Source organism: Citrobacter sp. RHB36-C18 (genome assembly GCF_013814485.1).
GTDB classification, from domain to species: Bacteria; Pseudomonadota; Gammaproteobacteria; order Enterobacterales; family Enterobacteriaceae; genus Citrobacter; species Citrobacter braakii.
Map to the genome: position 1 here is coordinate 1,876,095 of NZ_CP057125.1, position 25,800 is coordinate 1,901,894.

The 25,800-nt window shown below is 54.2% G+C and carries 29 protein-coding genes and 1 riboswitch; of the genes, 22 read left to right on the top strand and 7 right to left on the bottom strand.

From position 1 onward, the window contains the following. Positions 1–2: 2 nt before the first annotated feature. From HVZ52_RS08780 to pduA, 7 genes are read right to left on the bottom strand one after another with little or no spacing between them, the layout of a single operon-like run. Positions 3–353, bottom strand: coding sequence for a glycerol dehydratase reactivase beta/small subunit family protein (locus HVZ52_RS08780; protein WP_016156873.1), 351 nt, complete (start codon positions 351–353; stop codon positions 3–5). After that, positions 343–2,175: a diol dehydratase reactivase subunit alpha gene (locus tag HVZ52_RS08785; RefSeq protein ID WP_181599147.1), complete on the bottom strand. Its 1,833-nt coding sequence runs from the start codon at positions 2,173–2,175 to the stop codon at positions 343–345. The genes HVZ52_RS08780 and HVZ52_RS08785 overlap by 11 nt, the downstream gene beginning before the upstream one ends. A 15-nt stretch (positions 2,176–2,190) precedes the next feature. Continuing rightward, complete coding sequence (gene pduE / locus HVZ52_RS08790; protein WP_016156871.1) at positions 2,191–2,709, bottom strand: propanediol dehydratase small subunit PduE; 519 nt, start codon at positions 2,707–2,709, stop codon at positions 2,191–2,193. Positions 2,710–2,723: 14 nt separating this feature from the next. Further along, entirely contained in the window at positions 2,724–3,398 is a 675-nt protein-coding gene (gene pduD / locus HVZ52_RS08795) for a propanediol dehydratase medium subunit PduD (protein WP_047357936.1), read from the bottom strand. Positions 3,399–3,408: 10 nt separating this feature from the next. Then, positions 3,409–5,073 (bottom strand): propanediol dehydratase large subunit PduC, encoded by a 1,665-nt coding sequence (gene pduC, locus HVZ52_RS08800; protein WP_003030249.1) that lies wholly within the window; start codon positions 5,071–5,073, stop codon positions 3,409–3,411. 18 nt (positions 5,074–5,091) lie between these two features. Continuing rightward, positions 5,092–5,904, bottom strand: coding sequence for a propanediol utilization microcompartment protein PduB (gene pduB / locus HVZ52_RS08805; RefSeq protein ID WP_016153528.1), 813 nt, complete (start codon positions 5,902–5,904; stop codon positions 5,092–5,094). Further along, positions 5,904–6,185 (bottom strand): propanediol utilization microcompartment protein PduA, encoded by a 282-nt coding sequence (gene pduA, locus HVZ52_RS08810; RefSeq protein WP_003030255.1) that lies wholly within the window; start codon positions 6,183–6,185, stop codon positions 5,904–5,906. The genes pduB and pduA overlap by 1 nt, the downstream gene beginning before the upstream one ends. Before the next feature lie 525 nt (positions 6,186–6,710). Between pduA and pduF the strand changes: the two genes are divergently transcribed. The 22 genes from pduF (at position 6,711) to cobT (ending at position 25,716) form a co-directional block, all read left to right on the top strand. Then, positions 6,711–7,520 carry a propanediol diffusion facilitator PduF gene (gene pduF, locus HVZ52_RS08815; protein WP_016153527.1) on the top strand — a complete coding sequence of 270 codons (810 nt, stop codon included), beginning with the start codon at positions 6,711–6,713 and terminating at the stop codon, positions 7,518–7,520. A gap of 201 nt (positions 7,521–7,721) precedes the next feature. Then, positions 7,722–8,633 (top strand): regulatory protein PocR, encoded by a 912-nt coding sequence (gene pocR / locus HVZ52_RS08820; RefSeq protein WP_016153526.1) that lies wholly within the window; start codon positions 7,722–7,724, stop codon positions 8,631–8,633. Between the two features lie 332 nt (positions 8,634–8,965). Continuing rightward, positions 8,966–9,141: riboswitch (cobalamin riboswitch) on the top strand. 87 nt (positions 9,142–9,228) lie between these two features. Continuing rightward, positions 9,229–10,608: a cobyrinate a,c-diamide synthase gene (locus HVZ52_RS08825; RefSeq protein ID WP_181599148.1), complete on the top strand. Its 1,380-nt coding sequence runs from the start codon at positions 9,229–9,231 to the stop codon at positions 10,606–10,608. Further along, positions 10,605–11,564, top strand: coding sequence for an adenosylcobinamide-phosphate synthase CbiB (cbiB, locus tag HVZ52_RS08830; protein WP_049270760.1), 960 nt, complete (start codon positions 10,605–10,607; stop codon positions 11,562–11,564). Before HVZ52_RS08825 ends, cbiB begins: the two co-directional genes overlap by 4 nt. A 10-nt stretch (positions 11,565–11,574) precedes the next feature. Beyond that, positions 11,575–12,207, top strand: a complete 633-nt coding sequence (locus HVZ52_RS08835; RefSeq protein ID WP_008785140.1) for a cobalt-precorrin-8 methylmutase — start codon at positions 11,575–11,577, stop codon at positions 12,205–12,207. Beyond that, the gene (cbiD, locus tag HVZ52_RS08840) at positions 12,204–13,340 is read left to right on the top strand and encodes a cobalt-precorrin-5B (C(1))-methyltransferase CbiD (protein ID WP_016153523.1); all 1,137 of its coding nucleotides are present in this window, start codon (positions 12,204–12,206) and stop codon (positions 13,338–13,340) included. Before HVZ52_RS08835 ends, cbiD begins: the two co-directional genes overlap by 4 nt. Then, complete coding sequence (locus tag HVZ52_RS08845; RefSeq protein WP_019077093.1) at positions 13,334–13,939, top strand: cobalt-precorrin-7 (C(5))-methyltransferase; 606 nt, start codon at positions 13,334–13,336, stop codon at positions 13,937–13,939. Before cbiD ends, HVZ52_RS08845 begins: the two co-directional genes overlap by 7 nt. Continuing rightward, complete coding sequence (locus HVZ52_RS08850; RefSeq protein WP_016153521.1) at positions 13,929–14,498, top strand: decarboxylating cobalt-precorrin-6B (C(15))-methyltransferase; 570 nt, start codon at positions 13,929–13,931, stop codon at positions 14,496–14,498. Before HVZ52_RS08845 ends, HVZ52_RS08850 begins: the two co-directional genes overlap by 11 nt. Further along, the gene (locus HVZ52_RS08855) at positions 14,491–15,264 is read left to right on the top strand and encodes a cobalt-precorrin-4 methyltransferase (RefSeq protein WP_003030275.1); all 774 of its coding nucleotides are present in this window, start codon (positions 14,491–14,493) and stop codon (positions 15,262–15,264) included. Before HVZ52_RS08850 ends, HVZ52_RS08855 begins: the two co-directional genes overlap by 8 nt. Then, on the top strand, positions 15,245–16,300 hold the full coding sequence (cbiG, locus tag HVZ52_RS08860; RefSeq protein ID WP_016153520.1) for a cobalt-precorrin 5A hydrolase: 1,056 nt from the start codon (positions 15,245–15,247) through the stop codon (positions 16,298–16,300). The genes HVZ52_RS08855 and cbiG overlap by 20 nt, the downstream gene beginning before the upstream one ends. After that, positions 16,300–17,025, top strand: a complete 726-nt coding sequence (locus HVZ52_RS08865) for a precorrin-3B C(17)-methyltransferase (RefSeq protein ID WP_003030278.1) — start codon at positions 16,300–16,302, stop codon at positions 17,023–17,025. Before cbiG ends, HVZ52_RS08865 begins: the two co-directional genes overlap by 1 nt. Further along, positions 17,022–17,807 carry a cobalt-precorrin-6A reductase gene (locus HVZ52_RS08870; protein ID WP_181599149.1) on the top strand — a complete coding sequence of 262 codons (786 nt, stop codon included), beginning with the start codon at positions 17,022–17,024 and terminating at the stop codon, positions 17,805–17,807. The genes HVZ52_RS08865 and HVZ52_RS08870 overlap by 4 nt, the downstream gene beginning before the upstream one ends. Positions 17,808–17,817: 10 nt before the next feature. Beyond that, complete coding sequence (locus tag HVZ52_RS08875; protein ID WP_181599150.1) at positions 17,818–18,612, top strand: sirohydrochlorin cobaltochelatase; 795 nt, start codon at positions 17,818–17,820, stop codon at positions 18,610–18,612. After that, positions 18,609–19,322 (top strand): cobalt-factor II C(20)-methyltransferase, encoded by a 714-nt coding sequence (locus tag HVZ52_RS08880; protein WP_181599151.1) that lies wholly within the window; start codon positions 18,609–18,611, stop codon positions 19,320–19,322. The genes HVZ52_RS08875 and HVZ52_RS08880 overlap by 4 nt, the downstream gene beginning before the upstream one ends. Beyond that, positions 19,319–20,056, top strand: a complete 738-nt coding sequence (cbiM, locus tag HVZ52_RS08885) for a cobalt ECF transporter S component CbiM (RefSeq protein ID WP_016153516.1) — start codon at positions 19,319–19,321, stop codon at positions 20,054–20,056. Before HVZ52_RS08880 ends, cbiM begins: the two co-directional genes overlap by 4 nt. 2 nt (positions 20,057–20,058) lie before the next feature. Further along, entirely contained in the window at positions 20,059–20,340 is a 282-nt protein-coding gene (locus tag HVZ52_RS08890; RefSeq protein WP_006683999.1) for an energy-coupling factor ABC transporter substrate-binding protein, read from the top strand. Then, positions 20,327–21,004, top strand: coding sequence for an energy-coupling factor ABC transporter transmembrane protein (locus tag HVZ52_RS08895; protein ID WP_016156861.1), 678 nt, complete (start codon positions 20,327–20,329; stop codon positions 21,002–21,004). Before HVZ52_RS08890 ends, HVZ52_RS08895 begins: the two co-directional genes overlap by 14 nt. A gap of 8 nt (positions 21,005–21,012) precedes the next feature. After that, on the top strand, positions 21,013–21,828 hold the full coding sequence (locus tag HVZ52_RS08900; protein ID WP_046275697.1) for an energy-coupling factor ABC transporter ATP-binding protein: 816 nt from the start codon (positions 21,013–21,015) through the stop codon (positions 21,826–21,828). Beyond that, positions 21,825–23,345 (top strand): cobyric acid synthase, encoded by a 1,521-nt coding sequence (locus tag HVZ52_RS08905; RefSeq protein WP_016153513.1) that lies wholly within the window; start codon positions 21,825–21,827, stop codon positions 23,343–23,345. The genes HVZ52_RS08900 and HVZ52_RS08905 overlap by 4 nt, the downstream gene beginning before the upstream one ends. Continuing rightward, complete coding sequence (gene cobU, locus HVZ52_RS08910; RefSeq protein WP_016153512.1) at positions 23,342–23,887, top strand: bifunctional adenosylcobinamide kinase/adenosylcobinamide-phosphate guanylyltransferase; 546 nt, start codon at positions 23,342–23,344, stop codon at positions 23,885–23,887. The genes HVZ52_RS08905 and cobU overlap by 4 nt, the downstream gene beginning before the upstream one ends. After that, on the top strand, positions 23,884–24,627 hold the full coding sequence (gene cobS, locus HVZ52_RS08915; protein ID WP_181599152.1) for an adenosylcobinamide-GDP ribazoletransferase: 744 nt from the start codon (positions 23,884–23,886) through the stop codon (positions 24,625–24,627). The genes cobU and cobS overlap by 4 nt, the downstream gene beginning before the upstream one ends. A gap of 24 nt (positions 24,628–24,651) precedes the next feature. Continuing rightward, entirely contained in the window at positions 24,652–25,716 is a 1,065-nt protein-coding gene (gene cobT, locus HVZ52_RS08920; protein ID WP_016156857.1) for a nicotinate-nucleotide--dimethylbenzimidazole phosphoribosyltransferase, read from the top strand. Positions 25,717–25,800 lie beyond the last annotated feature (84 nt).

The window sequence follows — 25,800 nt, forward strand, 5'->3', positions numbered from 1 at the left end:
GGTTATGAGTGGCATTCCCGAAACGGAATGCCTTTAACCAGCCGCGCAGCGTTATTACCAATGCTGCGTCGGGCATGGTTATCTTGTTGATACGTCAGCGTAAATAGTGGCGCTGATGTGGGTAAGTTTTTATAGTGCACGACCAGTTTTTCGCGACTGCAGCCAATGCCAACCAGCAGTGGCGATTGGCAAGCCGCCAGCCATGCGTTGTGGATAACGTCAGTTGACGGGCTCTCCTGAATCACAAAGGGGATCCCTTCTTCTTCAATACCCAGCAGCACATCACTCCAGACGTCAGTGCATCCAGCAGTGGCGAAGATAACGATGGCTGGCGTGGTGAGATTACTTTCCATGAGCGAATGCCTTGTACCAGGAGATAATCAGCCCTGTCGCGACCGCGTTGCGCGGACCTTCGGTGCCACGAATGTTGCCGCGCCCGGCAACCAGGCGATAGTGTGCCAGCGCATCGGTGACCAGTTGCGGAACTTCAAAGTCCAGGGATGAGCCGCCAACCAGCACCACAAAGGGAATATCCCGAATGTTCCCGGTCGGACTCACCTGACGTAGCGCTCTGAGTGCGTTGGTGACGAAAACGCGTTCCTTAGCGCTGCGGCGAATGGCCCGGACTTTCTCCAGCGCCAGTTCGCCTGGCAGTGGCACCAGTTCATCGGGTTTTACTACGCATACGCGGGCAAAAACCGTTGGTGGGAGAGGTGTAGGGAAGAACTGGACGCTGCCATCTTCGTGGCGAAGATGGAACAAGCTCTCGACTTTAGCCAGCGGGTACTTTTTGATCTCTTCAGCGAGATAACGGTCTTCCAGCCCCAGTTCACGGGCAATAATCATCGTGACCATATCGCCCGCACCCGCCTGGTGCGTGGCAATAATTTCGCCTTTCGGGTTGATGATGGAGGCATCGGTCGATCCTGCTCCGAGGTCCAGAATAGCCAGTGGCCGCGTCGTGCCGGGGGTGGTTAAGGCCCCCAGAATGGCAGCTTCGGCTTCGGCGCCGCCAACCTGGACGTCAATGTTGAGCTTTTGCGTGATTTCCTGAGCAATCATCGCCATTTGCAGGCGGTCTGATTTCACCATGGAAGCAATGCCGACAGCTTGTTCCAGCGAGAACTCACCGGCTAGCCCGCCGGTCACGCTGACGGGAACCGAGGTATCGACTGCCAGCAGGTCCTGAATAAAAATTTCGTGGCTGGGTTTGTTAGTTAATTCAGCCATTGTCTGGCGCACATGCTCCAGCATGCCGCCAATATTGGTGCCAGCCTCTCCGATGACGTTATCCAGTTTCGGGCATTCGCCAACCGCTTTCATAATCGCTTCAGCGCCAGCTGCAACGTCGACCCGTACGGTACGACCCTGTGACTGTAGCTCCAGATTTCCGGCAGGAATGGCTCGTGCTTTCACATCACCTGACGGTGTTTTCACAACCACGGCAGAACGGTTGCCAATCAGCGCCCGCGCCATCGGGACAATGTTTTTAGTCTCGTCGGCGTTGAGGCCAAAAACGGTCGCAATCCCGTAAGGGTTAGAAAGCGTTTCAATGACTTTTCCGGGAATCGCGACCTCAATGGCAGCCAGCATACCTAACGGGATGCGGTCGATATGAAGGACTTCATCGACGATAGGCAGGGGGTGAGTCAGACGATTACTGACCAATACGCCATCGTCCTGCTGCAAAATAACGCCAGTTAACTGGTATCCGGCGCGGACGGAGGCATTAATCATCGTGGCGACATCGGCGAAATCAAAGGCCGATGACACCACCAGAATATAGGGCGTATCCGCCGGACGGCTGAGCAGGTCTTCCGGCGTAATAGTGACGCCAACGCCTAATCCGACGCCGCCCGGCGTTTTAGGGTTATGGCCGATCATGGTGGATTCAGTGATGATGGTTTCGGTTATCGTTTCCATCGCGACGTCACCAATGACCGGGGTGGCTTCGTTAATACGGATGAGCGAAATATCGCTGACATTGATACCGGCATTTTTTGCTGCCAGCGAAAGTGCCTCCTGAATACCAAACACATTACGTAATGTGCCTTTAATTCCGGTGGTTTCTGCCAGCGCGCTGCCGGTGATGCTCAGTGCGCCAGACTCATCGAGGGTAGCCAGAGCGACTTCCGTTGATGAGTTGCCTATGTCAATGCCAGCTATATATCGCATGATCCTGTCCCTGAGTTAGTCGTCGCCTTTGAGTTTTTTACGCTCAACGTACAGCGCTGCCGCTTCACGAACGAAAGCTGCACAGATCTTTGCCTGATAACGATTTTCGAGATCGTCAGCGATAGCCATCAGCTCGTCTTTCGTTGAGCGGTATGGGCGCAGCGCGTTGTAGATCTCAAGAATGCGATCGTCAGGTACAGCGGTTAGCTCAGCTGCACGCTCGAAGTTCATCGCCAGTCTGTCACGTCCGGCATCTTTGGCGATTTCCGCCTGAAGGCGCAGCGTTTCAGGGGTGATGCGCATGTCCTGCGCCGTCACTTTGTTGCTCAGAACATTTTCGAGCGTGAAGTCATCCAGAGTTTTGTTGGTTGCGGTTTTTACCCACTCAGGATGTTTATTCGCGAGAGGGTAATCCGTGACTTTCGCGGTATGTGCTGATGAACTCGCCGCGGCCGGCGTCGCGGGCTCGCCTTGCAGGCTGTTCATCCGGCTCAGCACATCCCGAACCATCGATTCAATTGCGTCGGTATTCATGGAGTTATCCTTTATCAAAGCGCCACGCGCAGTTCCTGCGGGTTTTTGCCCGTCACGACGTATTTGGTCTCTTTAATGTGCAGAATGGCCGATTTCGCCTGGTACTTAGGACGAGCCATCTGGTCATTCAGAGTAGGGACCGGTTGCGGAGATTCACGCTTGGCATAACGCGCGGCGTTTTTACCGATCTGACGATAGGTTTCCAGCGTCAGAAGTGGTGCCTGAGGGAACAGCTCCAGGTTAGAAAGCGGCGGTAACCCCTGCTGGTGGATAACCGTGGTGCCTTTTGACTGGATGCCGATAGAGATCCCGGAACCGCTCAGACGGTTACCTTCCACGGCGACAAATGCCACATCGGAAGATTTAAAGCAGCGGATAACGCGCGCTTTAATGCCTTCTTCTTCAATACCCGCAATCACTTCGCGCAAGATGTTCTTATGCGGGATCCCTACGATATTGACGGTTTGCGACAGTCCAAACGCGGGACCTACGGCAATAATCACTTCGTCCTGCTGCTGGCCTTGTTTGGCTTCGCCAATCTCGGTCAGAAAGCTGTCGCCCTGCACCGCTGCAGCCTGTGGAGCGCTAGCCGCTGTCGATGCACGGAATGAGACGGGTTTGTCGCTGGTTTGCATTTCAGACAGTACGTCTTCAATTATCTGGCGCAGCAGCTTTTCATTGATTTCCATTTTTCACCCCTTAGCCAAGTTCGTTGGGATCAAGTGCGCCAGGGATGTTTTTGATCTCTTCCCAGCGTTCGCCTTGTAGGCGATAACCTGTTGCCGGACCGGCATAGTCATTGACGTCATTTACTGCGGATAGCACCTGTCCGTCGCCAACGATAATGGCGGAGGTATGCAGATAATCCCCGGTTAACTTGGCTTTCTGGATGTTGAGCATGTCCTGAGCGACATCGGTAAACCCGCCCTGAGCAAGGGCTTTCACCACTTCCAGACCGTTACGGTTTTTATTGATGATCTCTTGCGCAAACTTGATATCTTCAACGATGTTTCGCTCCGGCATATCTTTCGAACCGTGGGCGTAAGTCGCCGCTTCCACTTCTTCATCAGTGATTGGCGGTAATCCCATCCCGGCAAAGACGGCCTGCAGTGCGCGCGCCGCTTTATTACGAATGGCGATAACGTCTTCTTCACGAACCGGACGCAGACCCCCATCTACCTTGAGGTCTCGCTGGAGAACGTTGTAGTCGTCAAAATCTTCGGCATCCTCGTTCGAACCCGCAAACATGTTGTCGTAGTTCGGCACAGCGGAATAACCGGAAGAGATGAAGTCAGTACCCGGCAGGAACTGCATCAGCAGGCGGGCAGTACGACGCATATCCGAGTGGGTAAAGGTTTGGTCGTTGCTGGAGGCACACTCCAGATCCAGGGAGGAACAGATCAGGTTTTCAGCTAACACCGCACGAATGCCTGATGGCACAGCGGAAGGCACGCCGATGCAGCTTACTGAACCATTTTGTAATCCCTGTACGCCAGCGGCTTTGGTGATGTAAATACAGCGGGCTTCAAGGTAAAGCATCGATTTACCTTCGGCGTAACCCATCTGAACTTCTGAGCCAGAACCGGAGGTAAAGCGCATTTTCAGACCGCGTGAGGCGTAGGAAGAGGCGAGGAAACCTTTCGACCATGGCGTGTCATCGCCGTCGGTAAAGACGGGTTCAGTACCATAAACAGAAATGGTTTCCGCGTAACAGGTGTGACCTAACATACCGAGTTTAAGTTCGGTCGCCTCTTCCAGCGAGCACTGGGTTAATACGCCAGGGCGCCCAACCTGTGAGCCGACTAACAGCGCAATGGCGTTAAAGGGTGCATAACGCGCAACGGCAACCGTCGTTTCCTGTTCGTCAAATCCGCGCCAGGCGCCTTCAGCCGCATCAGCGGCAATCTGCACCGGATTATCTTTAACGTTAGTGACGTGCGCCTGCTGAGACGGTGTACGGCGAGCACGCATTTTCTGCATGGCCATCATCATCTCAACGACGTTCATATGGGACACCACTTCGACAATTTTTGCCGGGGTCATTGCGGTGGTCAGCGGCACAATGTCTTTGCGCTTCACGTTAGGATCGCAAAGCATATTGGCAAGTTTTACTGAGTCCATCGCCATGACTTCTTCAGCGCGCGCCAGGTTAATGCCATAGCGGGCAATGAAATGGTCAATTAAGTCAAATTCACTGGCGGATTTGCCGTCCAGTTCTGTGACTGTACCGTTGACGATTTTAATCGACGGTTTAGGGTCGTTCGGGCTTTCCATCGCAATGAAGCCTTCTTCGATCCACTCCTTAACGAAGCCATCCTGATTCACAGGGCGCTTCGCCAGTGCTTCAAATCTTTTCGATCTCATGAATCAGCCTCACTGATATCAGATGTAGGACGGACGATCGTTTTTCGGTTCTGAGCCGAGGGTCCCGAGTACGGTTTTACCGATTTCGCGGGCGGAGATAACGGCCTGACGCACAGCGCCGGAATCGCCTGAAATGACCAGAATGGCTTCGTTACTGAAGCTGGTGCCATGGGCAGGGGAGCTGTAGGCCACTACTTCCACGTTGGCGGATTTCAGCGCAGTATCAGCCATCAGGACACCAACGGATGCCGGCGCGCCGACGATCACGCCACAGGCACGGCCAATCGGTGCACCAAAGGCTTTTTCCAGCGCGTAGCTGGCGCGTGCGGTGTATTGCATCTCGATGTGACCGGCTTCGTTGGCATACACATCGCCAAAGGTGCGATCCAGTTCTTTCAGCGCAACCTCAATTCCGCGTTTCACGTCGGAAACATCGTTGCCGCCGAGAATAATCAGCGAACCGTGACCCGCGCCGCCTTTGGTATCACGTGGCAACTCAATACTGACGACTTCAGTATTGGTGGCTTTTACCGCTTCATCTGCGGCCATGATGTGCGGGCCTGCACCAGTACGCGCGCCAAGGATGCCAATGGAGCGATACCGTTTTTCAAGTTTCATTGCGTCCAGTAGGGCGCTGTCCACGTTGGCGATTACCAGACCGACGGTGTCGCCAATCGCAGTACCGACAAACTCCGTTAAACTGCAGCTTTTCTCTGCCATAGCCGTTTCTCGTGTTGGAGGATTATTTTCAGGGATAGCTTGCTGTTCCGGCGTTGCCACGCGAGCAATCACCTGCGCCATGATCTGATCAACCAGCTCATTGCTGCTCATTAGCTAATTCCCTTCGGTAAGATTTTTTCTACATCGGTGTGAGGGCGTGGGATGACGTGTACGGCTTTCACTTCTCCCACATTACGTGCTGCGGCGGCACCTGCATCTGTTGCTGCTTTGACTGCGCCAACATCGCCGCGGACAATGACTGTTACCAGCCCCGAACCAATTTTTTCGTAGCCGACCAGCATTACATTGGCTGACTTCACCATTGCATCTGCGGCCTCTATGGCTGCAGTCAAGCCTTTGGTTTCTACCATTCCTAACGCTTCTTGTTGCATAAAGACCTCGCCTGGGTTGTCCCGATGTTCATGACTATAAAAAGAAGCGAGGAAAAAGAATGGCTGACTTGAAATTGAGAGTGAAAAAATAATAGAGGCAAGGTGATATAAAATTGCTATTAATTATTTTAACTTATTGTTTTTAATGGATATATTAAATTTTATTGATATGATTATTTAGTTATGTCAGTTCCACATTTACACTTTTTCTGGTGACATTATAAATATCATTTGCTATGCGAAAAAAATGAAATTGTGATGGTGGTTTGAAAACGGATTTCTGCTAATAGCAATATTTTATTGTTTTGAAAATGTCCGTGTAATACGCGTAATCCCGATTGTCTCTAATGTTTTAATAAAGTGCGTAGCAAGAATTTGCTATTGCACCACGATTTTAAAGGGCAAGCTATCCGCAGAATGCCAACAATTTGCTGATACGGCCTTTTATAGTAAGCCTCGATGTATTCTACTTGCCAGTAAGGAGTCCGCTGGTAAAGACACGAACTCTGCTTAGAAGGTGTCACAATGAACGATTCACTAAAAGCGCAATGCATTGCTGAGTTTTTGGGTACCGGGCTGTTTTTGTTTTTTGGTATTGGCTGCCTGAGCGCTCTGAAAGTCGCAGGTGCCAGCCTGGGATTGTGGGAGATCTGCATCATTTGGGGGCTGGGGATCTCGCTTGCAGTCTACCTGACGGCCGGGATTTCTGGCGCGCATCTCAACCCTGCTATCACCATCGCACTGTGGCTGTTTGCCTGTTTTCCGGGGCGCAAAGTTTTACCTTACACTGTGGCGCAGGTCGCGGGGGCCTTTGGTGGCGCTTTGCTGGCTTATTTGCTCTACGGCAGTCTGTTTACCGAGTATGAGTCGGCCCACCAGATGGTGCGCGGCAGTCTGGAAAGCCTGCACCTTGCCAGTATTTTTAGTACCTATCCTGCGGCGGCGCTCAGCGTCTGGCAGGCAGCGTTGGTTGAAGTGGTGATTACCTCCATTCTTATGGGGATGATCATGGCGCTGACTGACGACGGTAACGGCGTACCTAAAGGTCCGTTGGCACCATTGCTGATTGGTATTCTGGTTGCTGTTATCGGCGCATCCACCGGTCCGCTCACCGGATTCGCGATGAATCCGGCGCGTGATTTTGGTCCTAAATTGTTTGCCTGGATGGCCGGGTGGGGAGATGTTGCAATGACCGGCGGGCGTGATATCCCTTATTTCATTGTACCGATTGTGGCCCCTATCATCGGCGCGTGCGCGGGTGCAGCAATTTATCGTTATTTGATTGGCAAAAATTTACCGTGTAATACGTGTAAGCTGGACGAAAATGAGAGCTAGCTTCACAGAAGAAGTTTATTTTTGAAAAGTAAAAACTGTTTTCGTGATCCGGTATCCTGAACTGCCCAAAAAGTCTCCCAAGAATGGGAGACTTTTGTTATGTTCAATTACGACTTTCATCAATGCTCAGGATGGCAGGGTGAAAATGAATGTGAATAATATGTTTTATTTATAACAATAAATTAACTGAGAGGTTTTATCATGATTTCTGCGAGTGCCCTGAACTCAGAACTCATTAATAAAATCGCACAGGATTTTGCGCAGGCCACCAGTCTGGCCGTTGTGGTTGTCAATATTCACGGTGATGAAATTTCTGAGCTTTTTAATTTCACCCCTTTTTGCCAGTTGATGCGTCAGCATCCTCAGCACAGTACCCGTTGTCGTATGAGCGATCGCTGTGGAGGGCTGGAAGCCTCTAAATCCGATCAACCCTGCATCTATCGCTGTCACGCCGGACTTACCGACTTCTCAATTCCGCTGGTCATTGCGGGGCACCTGGTAGGGTTTGTGCTTTGTGGCCAGGTACGCTTAAGTAACGATGTTGGTTTGGTTGATATTCTGAATGTAGATGACCGCTGGCAAGCCGATCCCGAACTGGTCAACGAGTTTCGTAATGTACCGGAAATGGACTATTCGCGAGTCATCGCCTCAGCGGATCTGCTGAAGCTCATCGTAGAAAATTGCCTTAAGAAACAACTTAATTTTGTGGTTATCAAAGATAACCCGCAGCAGTCAGAGCCGGTACGCGCTAACCGCAGCACCAATCCTCATGACAGCAAAATGAAAAAAGCACTGCGTTATATTGATGCGCATTTATCAGACGAATTGCGTCTGGAGGATGTCGCCTCTCATGTTTACCTTAGCCCTTACTATTTCAGCAAATTGTTCAAAAAATATCATGGTATCGGTTTTAACGCATGGGTAAACCAGCAGCGAATGGCCAGTGCAAAAGAGCTGCTTTGCCACAGTGACTGGAGCATAGCCAGCATTGCGCGTAATTTAGGATTTTCGCAAACCAGTTATTTTTGCAAAGTTTTTCGTCAAACGTATCAGGTCACGCCGCAGGCATTTCGCCAACAAATAAATGTCATTTCACGTGGCGAATCCGCTTAAATGGCAATATTTTGCTATTGCCGATTTTTGATATAGGGCGCTATGCCAGTCATTATAAAATGAAAAGTAGCGACAGCAGTCAATAAATTGTCATAGCGCAACAAAATATTAGTATTAGAGGGATAAACTGCACCAGTTTTTATTTTTGTGATGAGATACAGTGTCTCTGTGAATGACTTTCTTTATTCTTTGTTGGCACTTTCATTCAGAATGCGAGCATATGAATAAGTGGGTTTATGCCAGGTAATTGGTTGAATGAACCCGGCAAGATATTAAATTGAATTATTGTCATGAGGTCGTGAATTTACCTCATAACAGAGAGCTTAATTAATCAGGCTCTTGAACTGACAGGTTTGCCACATTTGTGGTAGGGAAGGGGGTGAGAATCCCCCGCAGCCCCCGCTGCTGTGATGCTGACGACCCCGCATTGACCACTGATCGCAAGATTGGGAAGGACGGGTGAGGATGACGCTAAGCCAGAAGACCTGCCTGTCAGTGACTACCAACAACTTCGGTGGGAAGTGGGTGGTTCAGATGCATACAGTCGAGAGACTGGGTATCTTTACACCCCTACCACCCTGAACAGGATCAGGGTATGGCGGCCAATTTTCACGCTTTTGTTCTTGCAGGTACCGGAAGCGGCTGTGGTAAAACCACGGTGACGCTGGGCTTGTTGAGCTTGTTGAAAAAACGCGGTTTACGCGTCCAGCCCTGCAAAGTAGGCCCCGATTACCTTGATACCGGCTGGCATACCGCGGTATGCGGCACTGCTTCCCGCAATCTTGATAGCTTCATGCTTCCCGTCCCCACCCTGAATGCTTTATTTCGCGAGCACATGCAACATGCGGATATCGCCGTTATTGAAGGCGTTATGGGGTTGTATGACGGATACGGCACCGACCCAAACTACTGCAGCACCGCCGCGATGGCCAAACAGTTAGGCTGTCCGGTTATCCTACTGGTTGATGGCAAAGCCGTTTCCACCTCGATCGCCGCGACAGTAATGGGGTTTCAGCATTTTGATCCAACCCTGAATATTGCCGGCGTTATTGTTAACCGGGTTAACAGCGAAACGCATTACCAGCTCCTGAAAGTGGCGATTGAGCGTTACTGCGCTGTACCCGTATTAGGCTACGTTCCCCGTATGGAAGGCGTAGCGCTTCCTGAGCGTCATCTGGGTTTGGTTACCGCGCGTGAGTCGGTTATCAACCAGCAGCCGTGGCAGGCGTTTGCCGCGACGCTGGAGCAAACCCTTGATATCGACGCGCTGCTGAGATTAAGCCAGTTCGACACGCTTCCTGCTGGTGAATGGCCAGCGTTGCCCGCCGCAGACGCCGGGGCAGGGCTAACGCTTGCCATCGCCGATGACGAAGCGTTCAATTTCTACTACCCGGACAACATTGCGCTACTGGAGCGCACGGGGCTTAAAATTGTCCGTTTTAGTCCGTTGCACGACACCTGTTTACCCGACTGTCAGATGATCTGGCTGGGGGGTGGCTATCCTGAGTTACATGCTGCGGCGTTGGCCCGTAATGTTGCAATGCTTAACCAACTGCGGGCGGCGCACCAGCAGGGTGTCGCGATTTATGCCGAGTGCGGGGGGCTGATGTATCTCGGCAGTTCGCTGGAAGACAGCCAGGGTGATACCTGGCTGATGGCGGATATCATTCCCGGTCACAGCAAAATGGGAAAACGTCTGACCCGATTTGGCTACTGCGAAGCGCAGGCCGCGCAGCAAACGTTGTTAGCTGCAGAAGGCGAAGTGCTGCGCGGACATGAATTCCACTACTCCGATTTTACCCCTGAAACCTCCGCGGTGATGAACTGTCGCAAAGTGCGCGATGGCAAAACGCTGCAAGCCTGGTCCGGCGGCTGGCAGGTGGGAAATACCTTTGCCAGCTATCTACACGTTCATTTTGCTCAACGTCCGCAGATGCTTAACCACTGGCTGGCAGCCGCGAGGAGCGCACTATGACCATCCTCGCGTGGTGTGTTGCCTGGCTGCTTGATTTTATCATCGGCGATCCGCAGAACTGGCCGCATCCGGTGCGCTGGATTGGCAATCTGATTTCTGCAGTGCAGCGAGTTGTTCGGCGTTACTGCCATAGCGACCGTGCGCTACGCATCGGTGGCGCGGTGATGTGGATTGTGGTGGTTGGGCTGACCTGGGCTGTGTCCTGGGGAGTACTGGCGCTGGCGCACTCTATTCATCCCTGGCTTGGTTGGGTGGTTGAGGTCTGGATGATCTTTACCGTGCTGGCCGGGCGCTGCCTGGCAAATGCCGCGCAGGATGTCGAGCGTCCGCTACGTGCCGGTAACCTTGCTGCAAGTCGGGAAAAGCTGTCATGGATTGTGGGACGCGATACCTCGCAATTACAGCCACAACAGATCAACCGCGGTGTAGTGGAAACCGTGGCTGAGAACACCGTTGATGGCATCATCGCGCCGCTGTTCTTCTTGCTCCTCGGCGGTGCGCCTCTGGCGATGGCCTACAAAGCGGTAAACACCCTTGACTCCATGGTGGGCTACAAACATGAAAAATACCGTGCTATCGGTATGGTCAGCGCTCGTCTGGACGATGTCGCAAATTATATTCCCGCGAGACTAAGTTGGCTGCTGTTGGGCGCAGCGGCATTTTTATGTCGCCAGGACGGCACGCGTGCTTTGCAGATTGGCTGGCGCGATCGCTACAACCACAGCAGCCCCAACTGCGCGTGGTCAGAAGCGTCCGTTGCCGGGGCATTAGGAATTCGTCTGGGTGGTCCTAATGACTACTTTGGCGAGCGCGTTGAGAAACCGTGGATCGGTGATGCACAACGCGACATTTCGGTAGACGACATTTCCCATACGATTCGATTGATGTGGGTGGCATCGATGCTGGCACTGGCGCTGTTTATTGCGCTGCGGTGGCTGCTGGTCGGTGTGGCCTGAGGACAACACAATGCAATATATCCAGCAACCCCAGGCGATTGAGGCCAAAAGTTTCGACATTATTGGCGAGATCATCCGTGAAACCCGCCCGGACTATCAGTTTGCCAGCCCGTTACATGAAGCCATTATCAAGCGGGTTATTCACACGACAGCGGATTTCGACTGGCTGGACATTCTGTGGTTTTCCAGTGATGTGCTGGAGCAGTTCTGTGCGGCGCTTAGCCGTTCGAGCGTGATTTATACCGATACCACTATGGCCCTTTCCGGGATTAATAAAACGCTGCTGGCAAAATTCGGTGGCGAATGCCGCTGCTACATCAGCGACCCGCGGGTCGTGCGGACGGCAAAAGAGCAGGGCATTACCCGGTCAATGGCGGCCGTTGACATTGCGGTGAAGGAAGAGGGTGAAAAGCTGTTTGTGTTTGGCAACGCGCCGACAGCGCTGTTCCGCCTGCTTGAGCATGATGTGGCCGTGAGTGGCGTAGTTGGCGTACCGGTTGGGTTCGTCGGTGCAGAAGAGTCGAAAGATGCACTGACCCAAAGCAATCTGCCCGCCATTGCTGCGTTAGGTCGTAAAGGGGGAAGTAACGTCGCCGCCGCGATCGTCAACGCCATGCTTTATCACATGCAGGGGGCGCGATGAGCGAGTCCTTCGATACGCCTGTGTGGCACAACGGTAAAGCGCTGCGTAAAGGATATACCACGGGATCGTGCGCGACGGCGGCGGCAAAAGTGGCGGCGCTGATGGTATTGCGCCAGCACCTGATCCATCAGGTTTCTATCGTGACGCCATCAGGTGTGACGCTGTGTCTGAACGTAGAGTCACCGCATATCGAAGGACAGCAGGCGATAGCCGCCATCCGCAAAGACGGTGGCGATGATGTGGATGCCACCCACGGCATGCTGATTTTTGCCCGCGTGACGTTAAACGATAGCAAAGAGATAACCCTTCAGGGCGGGGAAGGCGTCGGCACGGTAACCCGCAAAGGGATCGGCCTGCCGGTGGGCAGTTCGGCGATTAATCGCACACCTCGCCAGACCATTGAGTCTGCGGTTCGTGAGGCGATTGGTCCGAATCGTGGGGCGCAAATTGAAATTTTCGCGCCGGAAGGCGAAGAGCGGGCACAAAAAACCTACAACTCCCGCCTTGGCATTCTGGGCGGCATTTCGATCATTGGTACGACTGGGATCGTCACGCCGATGTCAGAAGAAAGCTGGAAACGTTCACTGTCGCTGGAACTGGAAATTAAGCGAGCGGCGGGGCTGGAGCGTGTCGTACTGGTGCCAGGAAACCACGGCGAACGTTTTGTGCGTGAGCAGATGGGGATCGACACCCAGGTTGTGGTCACTATGAGCAATTTTGTCGGCTACATGATTGAAGAAGCCGTACGTCTGGGGTTCCGACAAATTGTGCTGGTGGGACACCCTGGTAAGCTCGTCAAAATTGCGGCGGGGATCTTTCATACCCACAGCCATATTGCCGATGCTCGCATGGAAACGCTGGTGGCCCACCTCGCGTTACTGGGTGCGCCGCTGGAACTGCTCACGCTGGTCAGCGACTGCGATACCACCGAGGCGGCGATGGAACACATAGAAGCATACGGTTTTCAGCACATTTACAACCATCTGGCTAAGCGCATCTGTATGCGCGTCCTGCAAACGTTGCGCTTTACCAAAAATCCCCCGACCTGTGACGCCATCATGTTCTCTTTTGATAATCAGGTGCTTGGAAGTAATCGCCCGGTCGCAGAGATTGCTGAGGAGATGCAATGTTAACCGTTGTAGGGATGGGGCCAGCCGGTTTGCATTTGATGACGCCTGCGGCGCGTGAAGCGGTCGCAACGGCTGATGTTCTGGTCGGTGGAAAGCGGCATTTGCAGCAATTCCCGGATTTTACCGGTGAACAGTTTGTTCTCGGCGCCAATATTCTCGAACTTTTGAACTGGATTTGCGCGCACCAGGAGCAACGCGTTGTGGTGCTGGCATCTGGCGATCCGCTGTTTTACGGCATCGGGACGCGCATGGTGGCGCATTTCGGTATTGAAAATGTGCGCATTATTCCCGGTATTAGCGCGGTGCAGTACCTGTGTGCGCAGTCCGGTATTGATATGAACGATATGTGGCTGACCAGTAGCCATGGTCGCAGCGTCTGTTTCGATGAACTGGCGCGACATAACAAGGTGGCGATGGTGACAGATGCGCAGTGCGGCCCGCGTGAAATTGCGCAGCAGCTCATTGCACGAGGCAAGGGACATCGCTGGATGGTGATTGGCGAAAACCTGGCAATGGAAAACGAACGGATCCATTTCCTGCCTGTGAACGAAGTTAACGCCGACTATGACATGAATGCAGTGGTGATCCTTGATGAAAGATGAGCTGTTTTTACGTGGAGAGAAAGTGCCGATGACCAAAGAAGCGGTACGTGCACTTGCCCTCTCAAAACTTGAATTACACCGCGCCAGTCACCTGATTGATATTGGCGCGGGAACCGGCAGCGTGTCGATAGAAGCCGCGCTGCAATACCCTGGATTGCGCGTGACGGCAATCGAGCGTAACCCGGCGGCGCTCAGGTTGCTGGATGAAAACCGCCAGCATTTTGCCTGTGCAAACATCGATATTTTTCCCGGTGTTGCGCCGATGACCATCGCTGAAAAAGCCGATGCTATTTTCATGGGCGGCAGCGGTGGCCATTTGACTGAACTGATTGACTGGTCAATGCGTCAATTGCATCCCGCAGGGCGGCTGGTGATGACATTCATCCTCCAGGAAAACCTCAACACCGCGCTGGCACATCTGGACCATCTTGGCGTACCGGGAGTGGATTGCCTGCAGCTACAGGTTTCCTCGCTTACCACGCTTGGCAGTGGTCACTATTTCAAACCGAATAACCCCGTATTTGTTATCGCCTGTCAGAAGGAAGGAAACCATGTCTGAGATTTTTGATCCCCGTAGCGTGTGGTTTGTTGGCGCAGGTCCTGGCGATCGCGAGCTGATTACCCTCAAAGGTTACCGGTTGCTACAGCAGGCGCAGGTTGTTATCTACGCCGGATCGCTGATTAACACCGAACTGCTGGAATATTGTCCTGCTGGTGCTGAATGCCACGACAGCGCTGAACTGCATCTGGAGCAGATCCTTGATCTGATGGAAGCCGGAGTGAAAGCGGGTAAGACCGTGGTGCGTCTGCAAACCGGCGATGTTTCGCTGTACGGTTCCGTGCGCGAGCAGGGCGAGGAACTGACCAAACGCGGGATTGACTGGCAGGTGGTGCCCGGCGTCAGCGCATTCCTTGGTGCGGCGGCGGAGCTGGGCGTTGAGTATACCGTGCCTGAGGTCTCACAGAGCCTGATCATTACCCGCCTGGAAGGACGCACGCCGGTGCCGGAGCGCGAACAGCTGGAGTCATTTGCCAGTCACCAGACATCTATGGCGATTTATCTGTCCGTTCAGCGTATTCATCGTGTGGCCGAGCGTTTGATTGAAGGCGGTTATCCGGCGACCACGCCCGTGGCGGTGATCTACAAGGCAACCTGGCCGGAAAGCCAGACTGTGCGCGGTACTCTGGCGGATATTGGCGACAAGGTTCGTGATGCGGGCATCCGTAAAACGGCCCTTATTCTGGTCGGTAATTTCCTGGGCTCGGAGTATCACTACTCCAAACTCTATGCGGCGGACTTTAGCCATGAATACCGTAAAGCCTGAGTCAATTGCGCTTTTTTGCCTGACCCCGGGAGGCGTTACGCTGGCAAAACGTCTGGCGGCCATGCTGCCGGTCACCTGTTTTACCAGTGAAAAGCTGCTGGAGGAGGGATTCATTCCTTTCGAAAACGGCTTTGCGAATACCGCCCGCGAAGCGTTTGCGAATTACTCGGCGCTGATTTTTATCGGTGCGACCGGCATTGCGGTGCGCGTGCTGGCCCCGCTGGTCAACGACAAATTTTGCGATCCGGCGGTGGTGGTCATTGATGAACGCGCCCAGCATGTCATCAGCCTGCTCTCCGGTCACGCGGGCGGTGCCAATGCGCTGGCGCGGTATCTGGCGGGCATGTTGGGCGCCGATCCGGTGATCACCACTGCGACGGATGTCAACGATATGGCGGCACTGGATACGCTGGCATTTCAACTGAATGCCCGGATGAGTGATTTCCGTTCGGCGGTGAAGATCGTTAATCAGATGCTGGTCAGTAATAAGCGGGTAGGGCTGTGGTGGGATGATGAACTGACGCAGGATGTCAGTCATTGCGACCGGCGCGGATTTATCACGGTAACCGATCTCAATCAGCTTCCTGAACTGGATGCGCTGGTGTGTATCACCTTACGCACCAATTTGCCCGATCTGCCTGTTCCGCACTGGAAGCTGGTGCCACAACGTGTTGTGGCCGGAATTGGTTGTCGTCGTGACACGCCGTTCCCGTTGCTGGCCGCGCTGCTTGCCAGGCAACTCGAAGCCCAGCAGCTCGATCCGCTGGCGCTAAAAGCGATTGGCAGTATCACGCTGAAAAAAGATGAACAGGGACTTATCCAACTGGCTTCGTGCTGTCGCGTTCCTTTCGAAACCTTTACTGCTGACGCGCTGCGTGAGCATGAACACCGTTTCCCGGCCTCATCGTTTGTTCGCAAAACGGTGGGTACAGGAAGCGTTTCCGGTCCTGCAGCCTGGCTGCTGAGCCACGGAAAACTGTTAGGCGAGACCCTGCGAGAACAGGGCGTCACTATCACTTTGGGAGTTTCACACTGATGTTAAGCGTAATTGGAATTGGCCCTGGCTCGCAGGCAATGATGACCATGGAAGCCGTTGAAGCATTGCAGGCAGCGGAAATCATCGTTGGCTATAAAACCTACACCCACCTGGTAAAAGCGTTCACTGGCGACAAGCAGGTGATCAAAACCGGGATGTGCAAAGAGATTGAACGCTGCCAGGCGGCGATCGAACTGGCGCAGGCAGGTCACAATGTGGCGCTGATCAGCAGCGGTGATGCAGGGATTTACGGTATGGCCGGGCTGGTGCTTGAGCTTGTCAGCAAGCAAAAGCTGGACGTTGAGGTCAGGCTGATCCCAGGAATGACGGCCAGCATTGCCGCCGCCTCTTTGCTGGGCGCGCCGTTGATGCACGACTTCTGCCACATCAGCTTGAGCGATCTGTTAACACCGTGGCCAGTTATCGAAAAACGCATAGTGGCTGCCGGCGAAGCAGACTTTGTAATCTGTTTCTACAACCCGCGCAGTCGGGGTCGCGAAGGACATCTGGCGCGCGCATTTGAGCTGCTTTCTGCCAGCAAGAGCGCGCAAACGCCGGTGGGTATTGTGAAGTCAGCCGGACGTAAAAAACAGGAAAAATGGTTGACCACCCTGGGTGAAATGGACTTTGAACCGGTTGATATGACCAGCCTTGTGATCGTTGGCAACAAAACAACCTATGTTCAGGACGGCCTGATGATCACGCCACGAGGTTATGTGCTGTGAATTATGGAGATGTGTTGGTCATGGGCGGTACCAGCGATGCGCGCATGCTGTGCCAGCAACTGGACGCAGCCAATGTGGCCTACACCCTGTCAGTTGCGACTCCAACGGGGAAGCAGCTGGCGGGAGATATCAAAGGTCAGGTGCGCTGCGGGCGTCTGGAGCGCGAACAAATGATTGCCTGGCTACAGGAAAATCGGACGCGCTGGGTGATAGACGCCTCGCATCCGTATGCCGAGGTGGTGAGCCGCAACATCATGAACGCCTGCGAAGCGGCGGGGGTACTGCTGAGCCGCTATCAGCGTCCTGAGCAGTTGAGCGGTTTAACCCACCCGCAGCTTTATATCGTACAGAGTATTCAGCAAGCCTGCGAGGTTGCGCGCCGCTTCGGTGACCGCGTGCTGCTGACGACCGGCAGTAAAGATCTGGCTATCTGGCGCGAAGGGTTGCCTGAAAAAACGCTGCTGGCGCGCGTCCTGCCTGTACCCGAGGTTATTCAGCAATGCGCGGACCTGGGATTTGGCGTCGGTGAGATTTTTGCATTGTGCGGGCCGTTTAGCGCCGAGTTCAACGCTGCGTTTTATCGCCAGTGTCAGGCTGATGTGGTGATCACTAAGGCATCCGGTGCGGAAGGTGGTTATCAGGAAAAAGTTCAACCCTGTCTGGATGCTGGTATCCCCTGCATCGTGATTACACGTCCGGCACCGTTGGTGACGGGAGAAGAGTTACTGGAAAGTCAGGCCGCCTTTGGGGCGCGTTTAACGCGCTGGCTGGCCGCTGCTTAAGGAGTTAGAGATGAAAAAGGCGCTTCTGGTGGTCAGCTTTGGCACCAGCTATCACGACACCTGTGAGAAAAATATTGTGGCTTGCGAGCGCGATCTCGCAGCCAGTTGCCCTGACCGCGACCTGTTCCGGGCGTTTACCTCCGGGATGATTATCCGCAAGCTCAAGCAGCGCGACGGCATTGAGATCAACACGCCGCTGCAGGCGCTGCAAAAGCTGGCGGAGCAGGGGTATCAGGACGTGGCTATTCAGTCGTTGCACATTATCAACGGTGATGAATACGAAAAAATTGTCCGCGAAGTGCAAAGCATGCGCCCGCTTTTTTCTCGCCTGACGCTGGGTGTTCCGCTGCTGAGCAGCCATGACGATTACGCCCAGTTGATGCTGGCGCTGCAACAGCAGATGCCGGTGCTTGGCGAAAATGAAAAAGTGGTGTTTATGGGACACGGTGCCAGCCATCATGCCTTTGCCGCCTATGCCTGCCTCGACCATATGATGACGGCACAGCGCTACCCGGCGCGGGTTGGGGCGGTGGAAAGCTACCCGGAAGTCGATGTGCTGATTGAAAGTTTGTCTCAGGAAGGGGTGACGGCGGTGCATCTGATGCCGCTGATGTTAGTTGCTGGCGATCATGCCATCAATGATATGGCCTCTGACGAAGAGGATTCGTGGAAAACATTGTTCAATGCGGCCGGGATACCGGCTACGCCGTGGCTCAGTGGTCTGGGTGAGAATCCGGCGGTTCGCGCTATGTTCGTGGCGCATTTACAACAGGCGCTTAATGTGGCGCTGGAGGAAGCAGCATGAGCGGAAAACTGTACGCATTAAGCACCGGGCCTGGCGCTTCCGATCTTATCACCGTGCGGGCCGCACGCACGCTGGGTACGCTGGATATTCTCTATGCGCCCGCCGGGCGTAAAGGTGGCGACAGTCTGGCGCTGTCGATCGTACGTGAATATATCGGCGAGCAGACCGAAGTTCGCTGCTGCCATTTTCCTATGAGTGCTGACAGCGCTGAAAAAGAGGCGGTATGGGATGACGTTGCGGCCGCGCTGGTTCAGGAAGTCGAAGCGGGTAAGCAGGTGGGCTTTATTACTCTCGGCGACGCCATGCTGTTCAGCACCTGGGTTTTTTTACTCCAGCGTATTGGCTGTCCTGACTGGTTAGAAATCGTCCCGGGCGTGACCTCTTTTGCTGCGATTGCAGCGCGCTCAAAAACGCCGCTCGCCATGGAGCAACAGTCACTGGCCGTGGTCTCCTGTACCGCGCCGGAAGCGGAAATCCAGCAGGCGTTAAAGCAGCATGACAGTCTGGTGCTGATGAAGGTATACGGTCGTTTTGCGCGCATCAAAGCGCTGCTGCAACAAGAGGGTTTGTTGGGCTGTGCATTGATGATGTCTGAAGCCACGCTGCCGGGTGAACAGTGCTGGCGTCATCTCGATGAGGTGAGCGACGATCAGCCGCTGCCTTATTTCTCGACCATTCTGGTCAATAAACATTGGGAGTATGCACAATGAAGCTTGAACAACAGCTAAAACAGCTGTCTTTCAGCGGGTTGGCTGCGGCGCTATTACTGATGGTTGTTCCTGAACAAGCGTTCGCCATGCACATAATGGAAGGTTTCTTGCCGCCGATGTGGGCGCTGGCCTGGTGGCTGCTGTTTTTGCCGTGCCTGTGGTACGGGCTGGTGCGGCTGCGCCAAATCGTGCAGGAAGATAGTCACCAAAAAGTGTTACTGGCTCTGTGCGGCGCGTTTATTTTTGTGCTGTCGGCGCTGAAAATTCCTTCTGTTACCGGAAGTTGCTCGCACCCTACCGGGGTAGGCCTGGCGGTTATCCTGTTTGGACCGGGCGTGGTGGCAATCCTCGGGGCAATCGTCCTGCTGTTCCAGGCGCTGTTACTGGCGCACGGTGGTTTGACAACGCTTGGCGCTAACGGCATGTCGATGGCGGTGATTGGCCCGGTGGTGGGTTACATGGTGTGGAAAATGGCCTGCCGTGCGGGGTTGCGTCGTGATGTTTGCGTCTTCCTGTGCGCGATGCTGGCGGATCTCGTCACCTATTTCGTGACCTCGGTGCAACTGGGCGTGGCGTTCCCGGACCCATCCGCCGGTGCTACGGGTTCAATCATCAAGTTCATGGGGATTTTCTGCCTGACGCAGATCCCAATTGCGATAGCGGAAGGTCTGCTCACCGTAATGATTTATGACCAGTTAACCAAACGGCAGTTGATTACCGCTCAAGGACATTAACGATGAAAAAGACGCTGATTTTGTTAGGGATGGTAGTGGCGCTGGTGATCCTGCCGTTCTTTATCAACCATGGTGGAGAGTACGGCGGCTCAGACGGTGAGGCGGAGAGTCAGATTCAGGCAATTGCCCCACATTATGAGCCGTGGTTCCAGCCCTTGTATGAACCGGCAAGCGGTGAGATTGAAAGCCTGCTGTTTACGCTTCAGGGATCGCTGGGCGCAGCAGTGATTTTCTACATTCTGGGTTACACCAAGGGCAGGCAACGCCGTGATGACCGGGCTTGACAGGCTTAGCTATCAAAGTCGCTGGTTTCATGTCTCACCCGTGCGGAAATTTCTGCTCTGGCTGATGATGATGATTCTGGCGTTTACTCTGCCCCCGTTGGGGCAGGGTATTGAGCTGTTACTGATTGCCGCGCTGAGCTGCTGGCTGCTGCGCATTTCCTTCTGGCGCTGGTGTCGCTGGATGGCATTACCGTTTGGTTTTCTGACGGTCGGCGTCGTGACCATTCTGTTTAGTTTTAGCCGCGATCCGCAGACGCTGCTGGCCAGCATCCCCGTTGGAAGCTATTGGTTAGGTGTTAGCGCGCCAGGGCTTGTCACCGCCAATGAAACCTTCTGGCGCAGCCTGGCTGCGCTGGCGGCGACGTTCTGGCTGGTCCTGAATCTGCCGTTTCCGCAATTAATTATCTTACTCAAACGCGCGCACGTTCCTCGCCTGCTCACTGAGCAGATCCTGCTAACCTGGCGCTTTATTTTTATCCTGTTAGACGAGGCGCTGGCTATTCATCGCGCACAAACGCTACGTTTTGGTTATCGTAGCTTGCCGTTGGGCTATCGCTCGCTGGCGATGCTGGTGGGATTGCTGTTTACCCGCGTGTTGATCCGCTACCAGCAAATGACCACCACACTGGATATCAAACTGTATCAGGGTGATTTTCACCTGTAAGGAAAAGTATGCTTGCCACTTCAGCGCTTTGGTTTCGCTATCAGGATGACCCGATCCTCAAAGGGCTAACGCTGGACTTTTCAACGCATGCCGTCACCGGGCTGGTCGGTGCTAATGGCTGCGGGAAATCCACGCTGTTTATGAACCTGAGTGGTTTACTGCGCCCGCAGGAAGGCGCGGTGATGTGGCAAGGCAAACCGCTGGATTACAGCAAGCGCGGCCTACTGGCGCTGCGTCAGCAGGTGGCAACCGTATTTCAGGATCCCGACCAGCAAATTTTTTATACCGATATCGACAGCGATATTGCCTTCAGCCTGCGCAACCTTGGGGTGGATGAAGCTGAAATCTCCCGCCGGGTGGATGATGCGCTCACGCTGGTTGATGCCCAGCATTTTCGCCATCAACCAATTCAGTGTTTAAGTCACGGGCAGAAAAAACGTGTGGCGATTGCCGGGGCGTTGGTGTTGCAGGCGCAGTATTTGCTACTGGATGAACCTACTGCGGGCCTTGATCCATCGGGTCGCACGCAGATGATTGAGATAATCAAACGCATCGTAGCGCAAGGAAACCACGTGGTTATCTCCAGCCATGATATCGATCTTATCTATGAAGTCAGCGATGCAGTGTACGTTTTACGCCGGGGTGAAGTGCTAACGCACGGCTCGCCGGGTGATGTGTTTGCCCGGACGGATCTTATTGAACAAGCGGGATTAACTCAGCCCTGGCTGGTGAAGCTGCATACCGAGCTGGGCTTCCCGCTGTGTAAAACAGAGGCTGAATTTTTTAGCTGTATGCGAGAGAACGCACTGAAGGAGGCGTCATGACGCAGGCAATAATGTTGCAGGGAACGGCATCTGATGTAGGTAAAAGCGTGTTGGTCGCCGGTCTGTGTCGAATTTTTTATCAGGATGGACTGCGTACCGCACCGTTCAAATCGCAGAACATGGCGCTGAACTCTGGCATTACGCCAGAGGGCAAAGAGATGGGCCGCGCGCAAATTTTTCAGGCTGAGGCCGCCGGTATTACGCCAGATGTGCGTATGAATCCGGTGCTGCTTAAGCCGACCAGCGATCGTAAAGCGCAGGTTGTGCTGATGGGCAAAGTGGCTACCGATATGGATGCGGTGAGCTACCACGAGTACAAACCGAAACTACGGGATCAAATCCTGTCTGTTTATAACAGTCTGGCGCAGGAGTTCGATGTGCTGGTACTGGAAGGGGCGGGAAGCCCGGCTGAGATTAACCTGCGCGATCGCGATATCGTCAATATGGGGATGGCTGAAATGGCGCAGTGCCCTGTCGTTCTGGTGGCGGATATCGACCGCGGCGGGGTGTTTGCCTCCATTTACGGCACGCTGGCGCTACTGCACGACCATGAACGCGCCAGGGTAAAAGGGGTGATCATCAATAAGTTTCGCGGTGATGTGGCGTTGCTGTATTCCGGGATTGAGCAAATTGAAGCGCTGACCGGCGTTCCGGTCCTGGGCGTCATGCCATGGCTGGACGTTGATCTGGAAGATGAAGATGGCGTTGCGCTGCAAAAGGGCAAATATTTGCGCACAGACAAACGCGACATCGATATCGCCGTTGTTCAGATACCACACATTTCTAACTTTACTGATTTCAATGCGCTTGCCGCACAGCCGGATGTGCGCGTGCGCTATGTTCGCCAGCCTGAAGAGTTGGCGGGGGCCGATCTGGTGATTCTGCCCGGCAGCAAAAACACCCTGGGCGATCTGGTGTGGCTGCGTGAAAGCGGGATGGCGCATGGCGTGGTGCAATTACATCGTAATCACGTACCCGTGGTGGGGATTTGCGGTGGCTATCAAATGCTCGGCGAAACCATCATTGATGAAGTTGAGTCAGGACTCGGTACGTTGCCGGGGCTGGGCTTGCTCAATACCGTAACGCATTTTGCCCAGCACAAAACCACGACCCTGGTTGAGGGACAAATGTCCTCCTCGCTGCCGGACTGGCTGGCGGGTACCGCGGGATTATCCGTTCGCGGTTATGAAATTCATATGGGCGAAACGGCATTAACCGAGGAATGCCGGTCGGTGATGACGCTGCGTAAAGACGGTGGCAACGTGGCTGATGGCGCGGTCACTGCCGATGGCCTGGCGTTCGGCACCTATCTTCACGGTCTGTTCGACAGCGATGAATTTACCCGTGCGCTGGTTAATGGCCTGCGAGAACGTAAAGGGTTAGCGCCGCTGGATTCCACCTTCCATTACGCGCAATATAAATCGCAGCAGTTTGATCTGCTGGCGGATGCGATGCGGCAACACATCGATATTGAGAAAATTTATACCATCATGCAGCAACACCGGGAGCCAGTATGATGATTCTGGTGACTGGCGGCGCGCGAAGCGGCAAGAGTCGGCATGCGGAAGCGCTGATCGCAGACTCTCCAAACGTTTTGTATATCGCGACTTCGCAGATTTTTGATGAGGAGATGGCTGCGCGAATTCAGCATCATCGTGACGGACGTCCTGCGCACTGGCGTACAGCCGAACGCTGGCAACATCTCGATGAACTGATTACGGCAGCAAACGATCCACAAGAAGCCATTCTGCTGGAGTGCATCACCACGATGGTGACTAACCTGCTGTTTGCGCTGGGCGGTGACAGCGACCCGGATAGCTGGGATTACGCGGCGATGGAGCAATCTATTGAGGATGAAATTCGTTCGCTGATTGCGGCCTGTCAGCGCTGTCCGGCCAGGGTTGTGCTGGTCACTAACGAAGTCGGAATGGGGATTGTTCCGGAGAACCGTCTGGCACGGCATTTTCGCGATATTGCAGGACGCGTGAACCAGCGACTGGCGGCGGCGGCTGATGAGGTCTGGCTGGTGGTATCAGGAATTGGAGTCAAAATTAAATGAGTAAGTTGTTCTGGGCAATGCTCTCTTTTATTAGTCGCTTGCCCGTTCCTGCTCGCTGGTCGCAAGGACTGGATTTCGAGCACTATTCACGTGGCATTGTGATGTTCCCGCTAATTGGCATGGTGCTGGGAGGGCTGACGGGGCTGGTGTTTATGGCGCTGCAGCCCTGGTGTGGGGTGCCGTTGGCGGCCCTGTTTGCAGTCCTCACGCTGGCGTTATTGACCGGGGGATTTCATCTCGACGGTCTGGCGGATACTTGTGACGGTATTTTTTCGGCCCGTCGACGCGAGCGGATGCTGGAAATCATGCGTGACAGCCGCCTAGGGACTCACGGTGGACTGGCGTTAATTTTCGTGTTGCTGGCAAAAGTGCTGGTGGTGAGCGAACTGGCTTTGCGGGGCACGCCGATGCTGGCGGCGCTTGCAGCCGCTTGTGTCGCCGGGCGGGGTACCGCTGTTTTGCTGATGTATCGACATCGCTACGCTCGCGAAGAAGGGCTGGGCAACGTCTTTATCGGTAAAGTCACCGGGCGTCAAACCTGCGTCACGTTGGGATTTGCGGCGATCCTGGCTGCCGTGCTTCTTCCTGGCATGCGCGGCGTGGCGGCGCTGGTTATCACGATAGTGGCGATTTTTATTCTTGGGCAGTTATTAAAACGCACGTTGGGTGGGCAGACCGGCGATACGCTGGGCGCAGCCATTGAACTTGGCGAGTTGATTTTCCTGCTGGCTCTGCTCTGAGTCAGCCAACATACTGGAACCCTTATGCAGACTTTAACCTCTTTACTCCACGCAATCCCTTCACCTGATAGTGCTGCGATGCTGCGTGCACAGCAGCATGTCGATGGCTTGCTTAAACCGCCAGGAAGTCTTGGTCGACTCGAGTCGCTCGCCGTGCAACTGGCCGGAATGCCGGGTCTGAAGGGCGTACCGCATGTGAATGGCAAAGCGATGCTGGTGATGTGCGCCGATCACGGTGTATGGGATGAAGGGGTTGCCGTTTCGCCTAAAATCGTCACGGCTATTCAGGCTGCTAATATGACGCGTGGGACGACAGGCGTTTGTGTGCTGGCCGCTCAGGCGGGGGCAAAGGTACATGTGATTGATGTCGGCATCGATGCTGAGCTTATCCCTGGCGTGGTGAATATGCGTGTGGCGCGCGGCTGCGGCAATATTGCACAAGGCCCGGCGATGAGTCGTTCGCAGGCCGAGGAGCTGCTGCTGGAGGTTATTCGCTATACCCATGAGCTGGCCAAAGATGGCGTAACGCTGTTTGGGGTCGGTGAACTTGGTATGGCAAATACGACACCAGCGGCGGCAATCGTCAGCGTGCTGACCGGCAGCGATGCCGAGGATGTAGTAGGCATCGGCGCTAACCTGCCGCTTTCAAGAGTAGGCAATAAAGTCGATGTTGTGCGGCGAGCAATTGCCGTCAATCAACCGGATCGTAATGACGGTATCGATGTGCTGGCTAAGGTAGGCGGGTTTGATCTGGTCGGCATGGCGGGGGTGATGTTGGGGGCGGCCTCCTGCGGCCTGCCGGTCGTGCTGGACGGTTTTCTCTCTTATTCCGCCGCGCTGGCGGCCTGCCAGATTGCGCCGCAGATTAAACCTTACCTGATCCCGTCACATTTCTCCGCCGAGAAGGGGGCTCGCACCGCGCTGGCGCATCTTGAACTGGAGCCGTATCTCAATATGGGGATGCGTTTGGGCGAAGGCAGCGGGGCCGCGCTGGCGATGCCGATTGTTGAAGCCGCCTGTGCAATGTACAACAACATGGGGCAGCTTGCCGCCAGCAACATTGTGCTTCCGGATGGTAAGGAAGCATAGTTACGTGAGTTCCTGACCCCGCCTTATGGCGGGTTTTTTTATGCGGATTTTAGGCGTAACCCACTAAAACAGATAATAAAAGCT

Excerpts from the sequence above, each read along its gene's own strand:
- HVZ52_RS08780 (WP_016156873.1), bottom strand. The coding sequence starts at position 353 with ATGGAAAGTAATCTCACCACGCCAGCCATCGTTATCTTCGCCACTGCT.
- HVZ52_RS08785 (WP_181599147.1), bottom strand. The coding sequence starts at position 2,175 with ATGCGATATATAGCTGGCATTGACATAGGCAACTCATCAACGGAAGTC.
- pduE (WP_016156871.1), bottom strand. The coding sequence starts at position 2,709 with ATGAATACCGACGCAATTGAATCGATGGTTCGGGATGTGCTGAGCCGG.
- pduD (WP_047357936.1), bottom strand. The coding sequence starts at position 3,398 with ATGGAAATCAATGAAAAGCTGCTGCGCCAGATAATTGAAGACGTACTG.
- pduC (WP_003030249.1), bottom strand. The coding sequence starts at position 5,073 with ATGAGATCGAAAAGATTTGAAGCACTGGCGAAGCGCCCTGTGAATCAG.
- pduB (WP_016153528.1), bottom strand. The coding sequence starts at position 5,904 with ATGAGCAGCAATGAGCTGGTTGATCAGATCATGGCGCAGGTGATTGCT.
- pduA (WP_003030255.1), bottom strand. The coding sequence starts at position 6,185 with ATGCAACAAGAAGCGTTAGGAATGGTAGAAACCAAAGGCTTGACTGCA.
- pduF (WP_016153527.1), top strand. The coding sequence starts at position 6,711 with ATGAACGATTCACTAAAAGCGCAATGCATTGCTGAGTTTTTGGGTACC.
- pocR (WP_016153526.1), top strand. The coding sequence starts at position 7,722 with ATGATTTCTGCGAGTGCCCTGAACTCAGAACTCATTAATAAAATCGCA.
- HVZ52_RS08825 (WP_181599148.1), top strand. The coding sequence starts at position 9,229 with ATGGCGGCCAATTTTCACGCTTTTGTTCTTGCAGGTACCGGAAGCGGC.
- cbiB (WP_049270760.1), top strand. The coding sequence starts at position 10,605 with ATGACCATCCTCGCGTGGTGTGTTGCCTGGCTGCTTGATTTTATCATC.
- HVZ52_RS08835 (WP_008785140.1), top strand. The coding sequence starts at position 11,575 with ATGCAATATATCCAGCAACCCCAGGCGATTGAGGCCAAAAGTTTCGAC.
- cbiD (WP_016153523.1), top strand. The coding sequence starts at position 12,204 with ATGAGCGAGTCCTTCGATACGCCTGTGTGGCACAACGGTAAAGCGCTG.
- HVZ52_RS08845 (WP_019077093.1), top strand. The coding sequence starts at position 13,334 with ATGTTAACCGTTGTAGGGATGGGGCCAGCCGGTTTGCATTTGATGACG.
- HVZ52_RS08850 (WP_016153521.1), top strand. The coding sequence starts at position 13,929 with ATGAAAGATGAGCTGTTTTTACGTGGAGAGAAAGTGCCGATGACCAAA.
- HVZ52_RS08855 (WP_003030275.1), top strand. The coding sequence starts at position 14,491 with ATGTCTGAGATTTTTGATCCCCGTAGCGTGTGGTTTGTTGGCGCAGGT.
- cbiG (WP_016153520.1), top strand. The coding sequence starts at position 15,245 with ATGAATACCGTAAAGCCTGAGTCAATTGCGCTTTTTTGCCTGACCCCG.
- HVZ52_RS08865 (WP_003030278.1), top strand. The coding sequence starts at position 16,300 with ATGTTAAGCGTAATTGGAATTGGCCCTGGCTCGCAGGCAATGATGACC.
- HVZ52_RS08875 (WP_181599150.1), top strand. The coding sequence starts at position 17,818 with ATGAAAAAGGCGCTTCTGGTGGTCAGCTTTGGCACCAGCTATCACGAC.
- HVZ52_RS08880 (WP_181599151.1), top strand. The coding sequence starts at position 18,609 with ATGAGCGGAAAACTGTACGCATTAAGCACCGGGCCTGGCGCTTCCGAT.
- cbiM (WP_016153516.1), top strand. The coding sequence starts at position 19,319 with ATGAAGCTTGAACAACAGCTAAAACAGCTGTCTTTCAGCGGGTTGGCT.
- HVZ52_RS08890 (WP_006683999.1), top strand. The coding sequence starts at position 20,059 with ATGAAAAAGACGCTGATTTTGTTAGGGATGGTAGTGGCGCTGGTGATC.
- HVZ52_RS08895 (WP_016156861.1), top strand. The coding sequence starts at position 20,327 with ATGACCGGGCTTGACAGGCTTAGCTATCAAAGTCGCTGGTTTCATGTC.
- HVZ52_RS08900 (WP_046275697.1), top strand. The coding sequence starts at position 21,013 with ATGCTTGCCACTTCAGCGCTTTGGTTTCGCTATCAGGATGACCCGATC.
- HVZ52_RS08905 (WP_016153513.1), top strand. The coding sequence starts at position 21,825 with ATGACGCAGGCAATAATGTTGCAGGGAACGGCATCTGATGTAGGTAAA.
- cobU (WP_016153512.1), top strand. The coding sequence starts at position 23,342 with ATGATGATTCTGGTGACTGGCGGCGCGCGAAGCGGCAAGAGTCGGCAT.
- cobS (WP_181599152.1), top strand. The coding sequence starts at position 23,884 with ATGAGTAAGTTGTTCTGGGCAATGCTCTCTTTTATTAGTCGCTTGCCC.
- cobT (WP_016156857.1), top strand. The coding sequence starts at position 24,652 with ATGCAGACTTTAACCTCTTTACTCCACGCAATCCCTTCACCTGATAGT.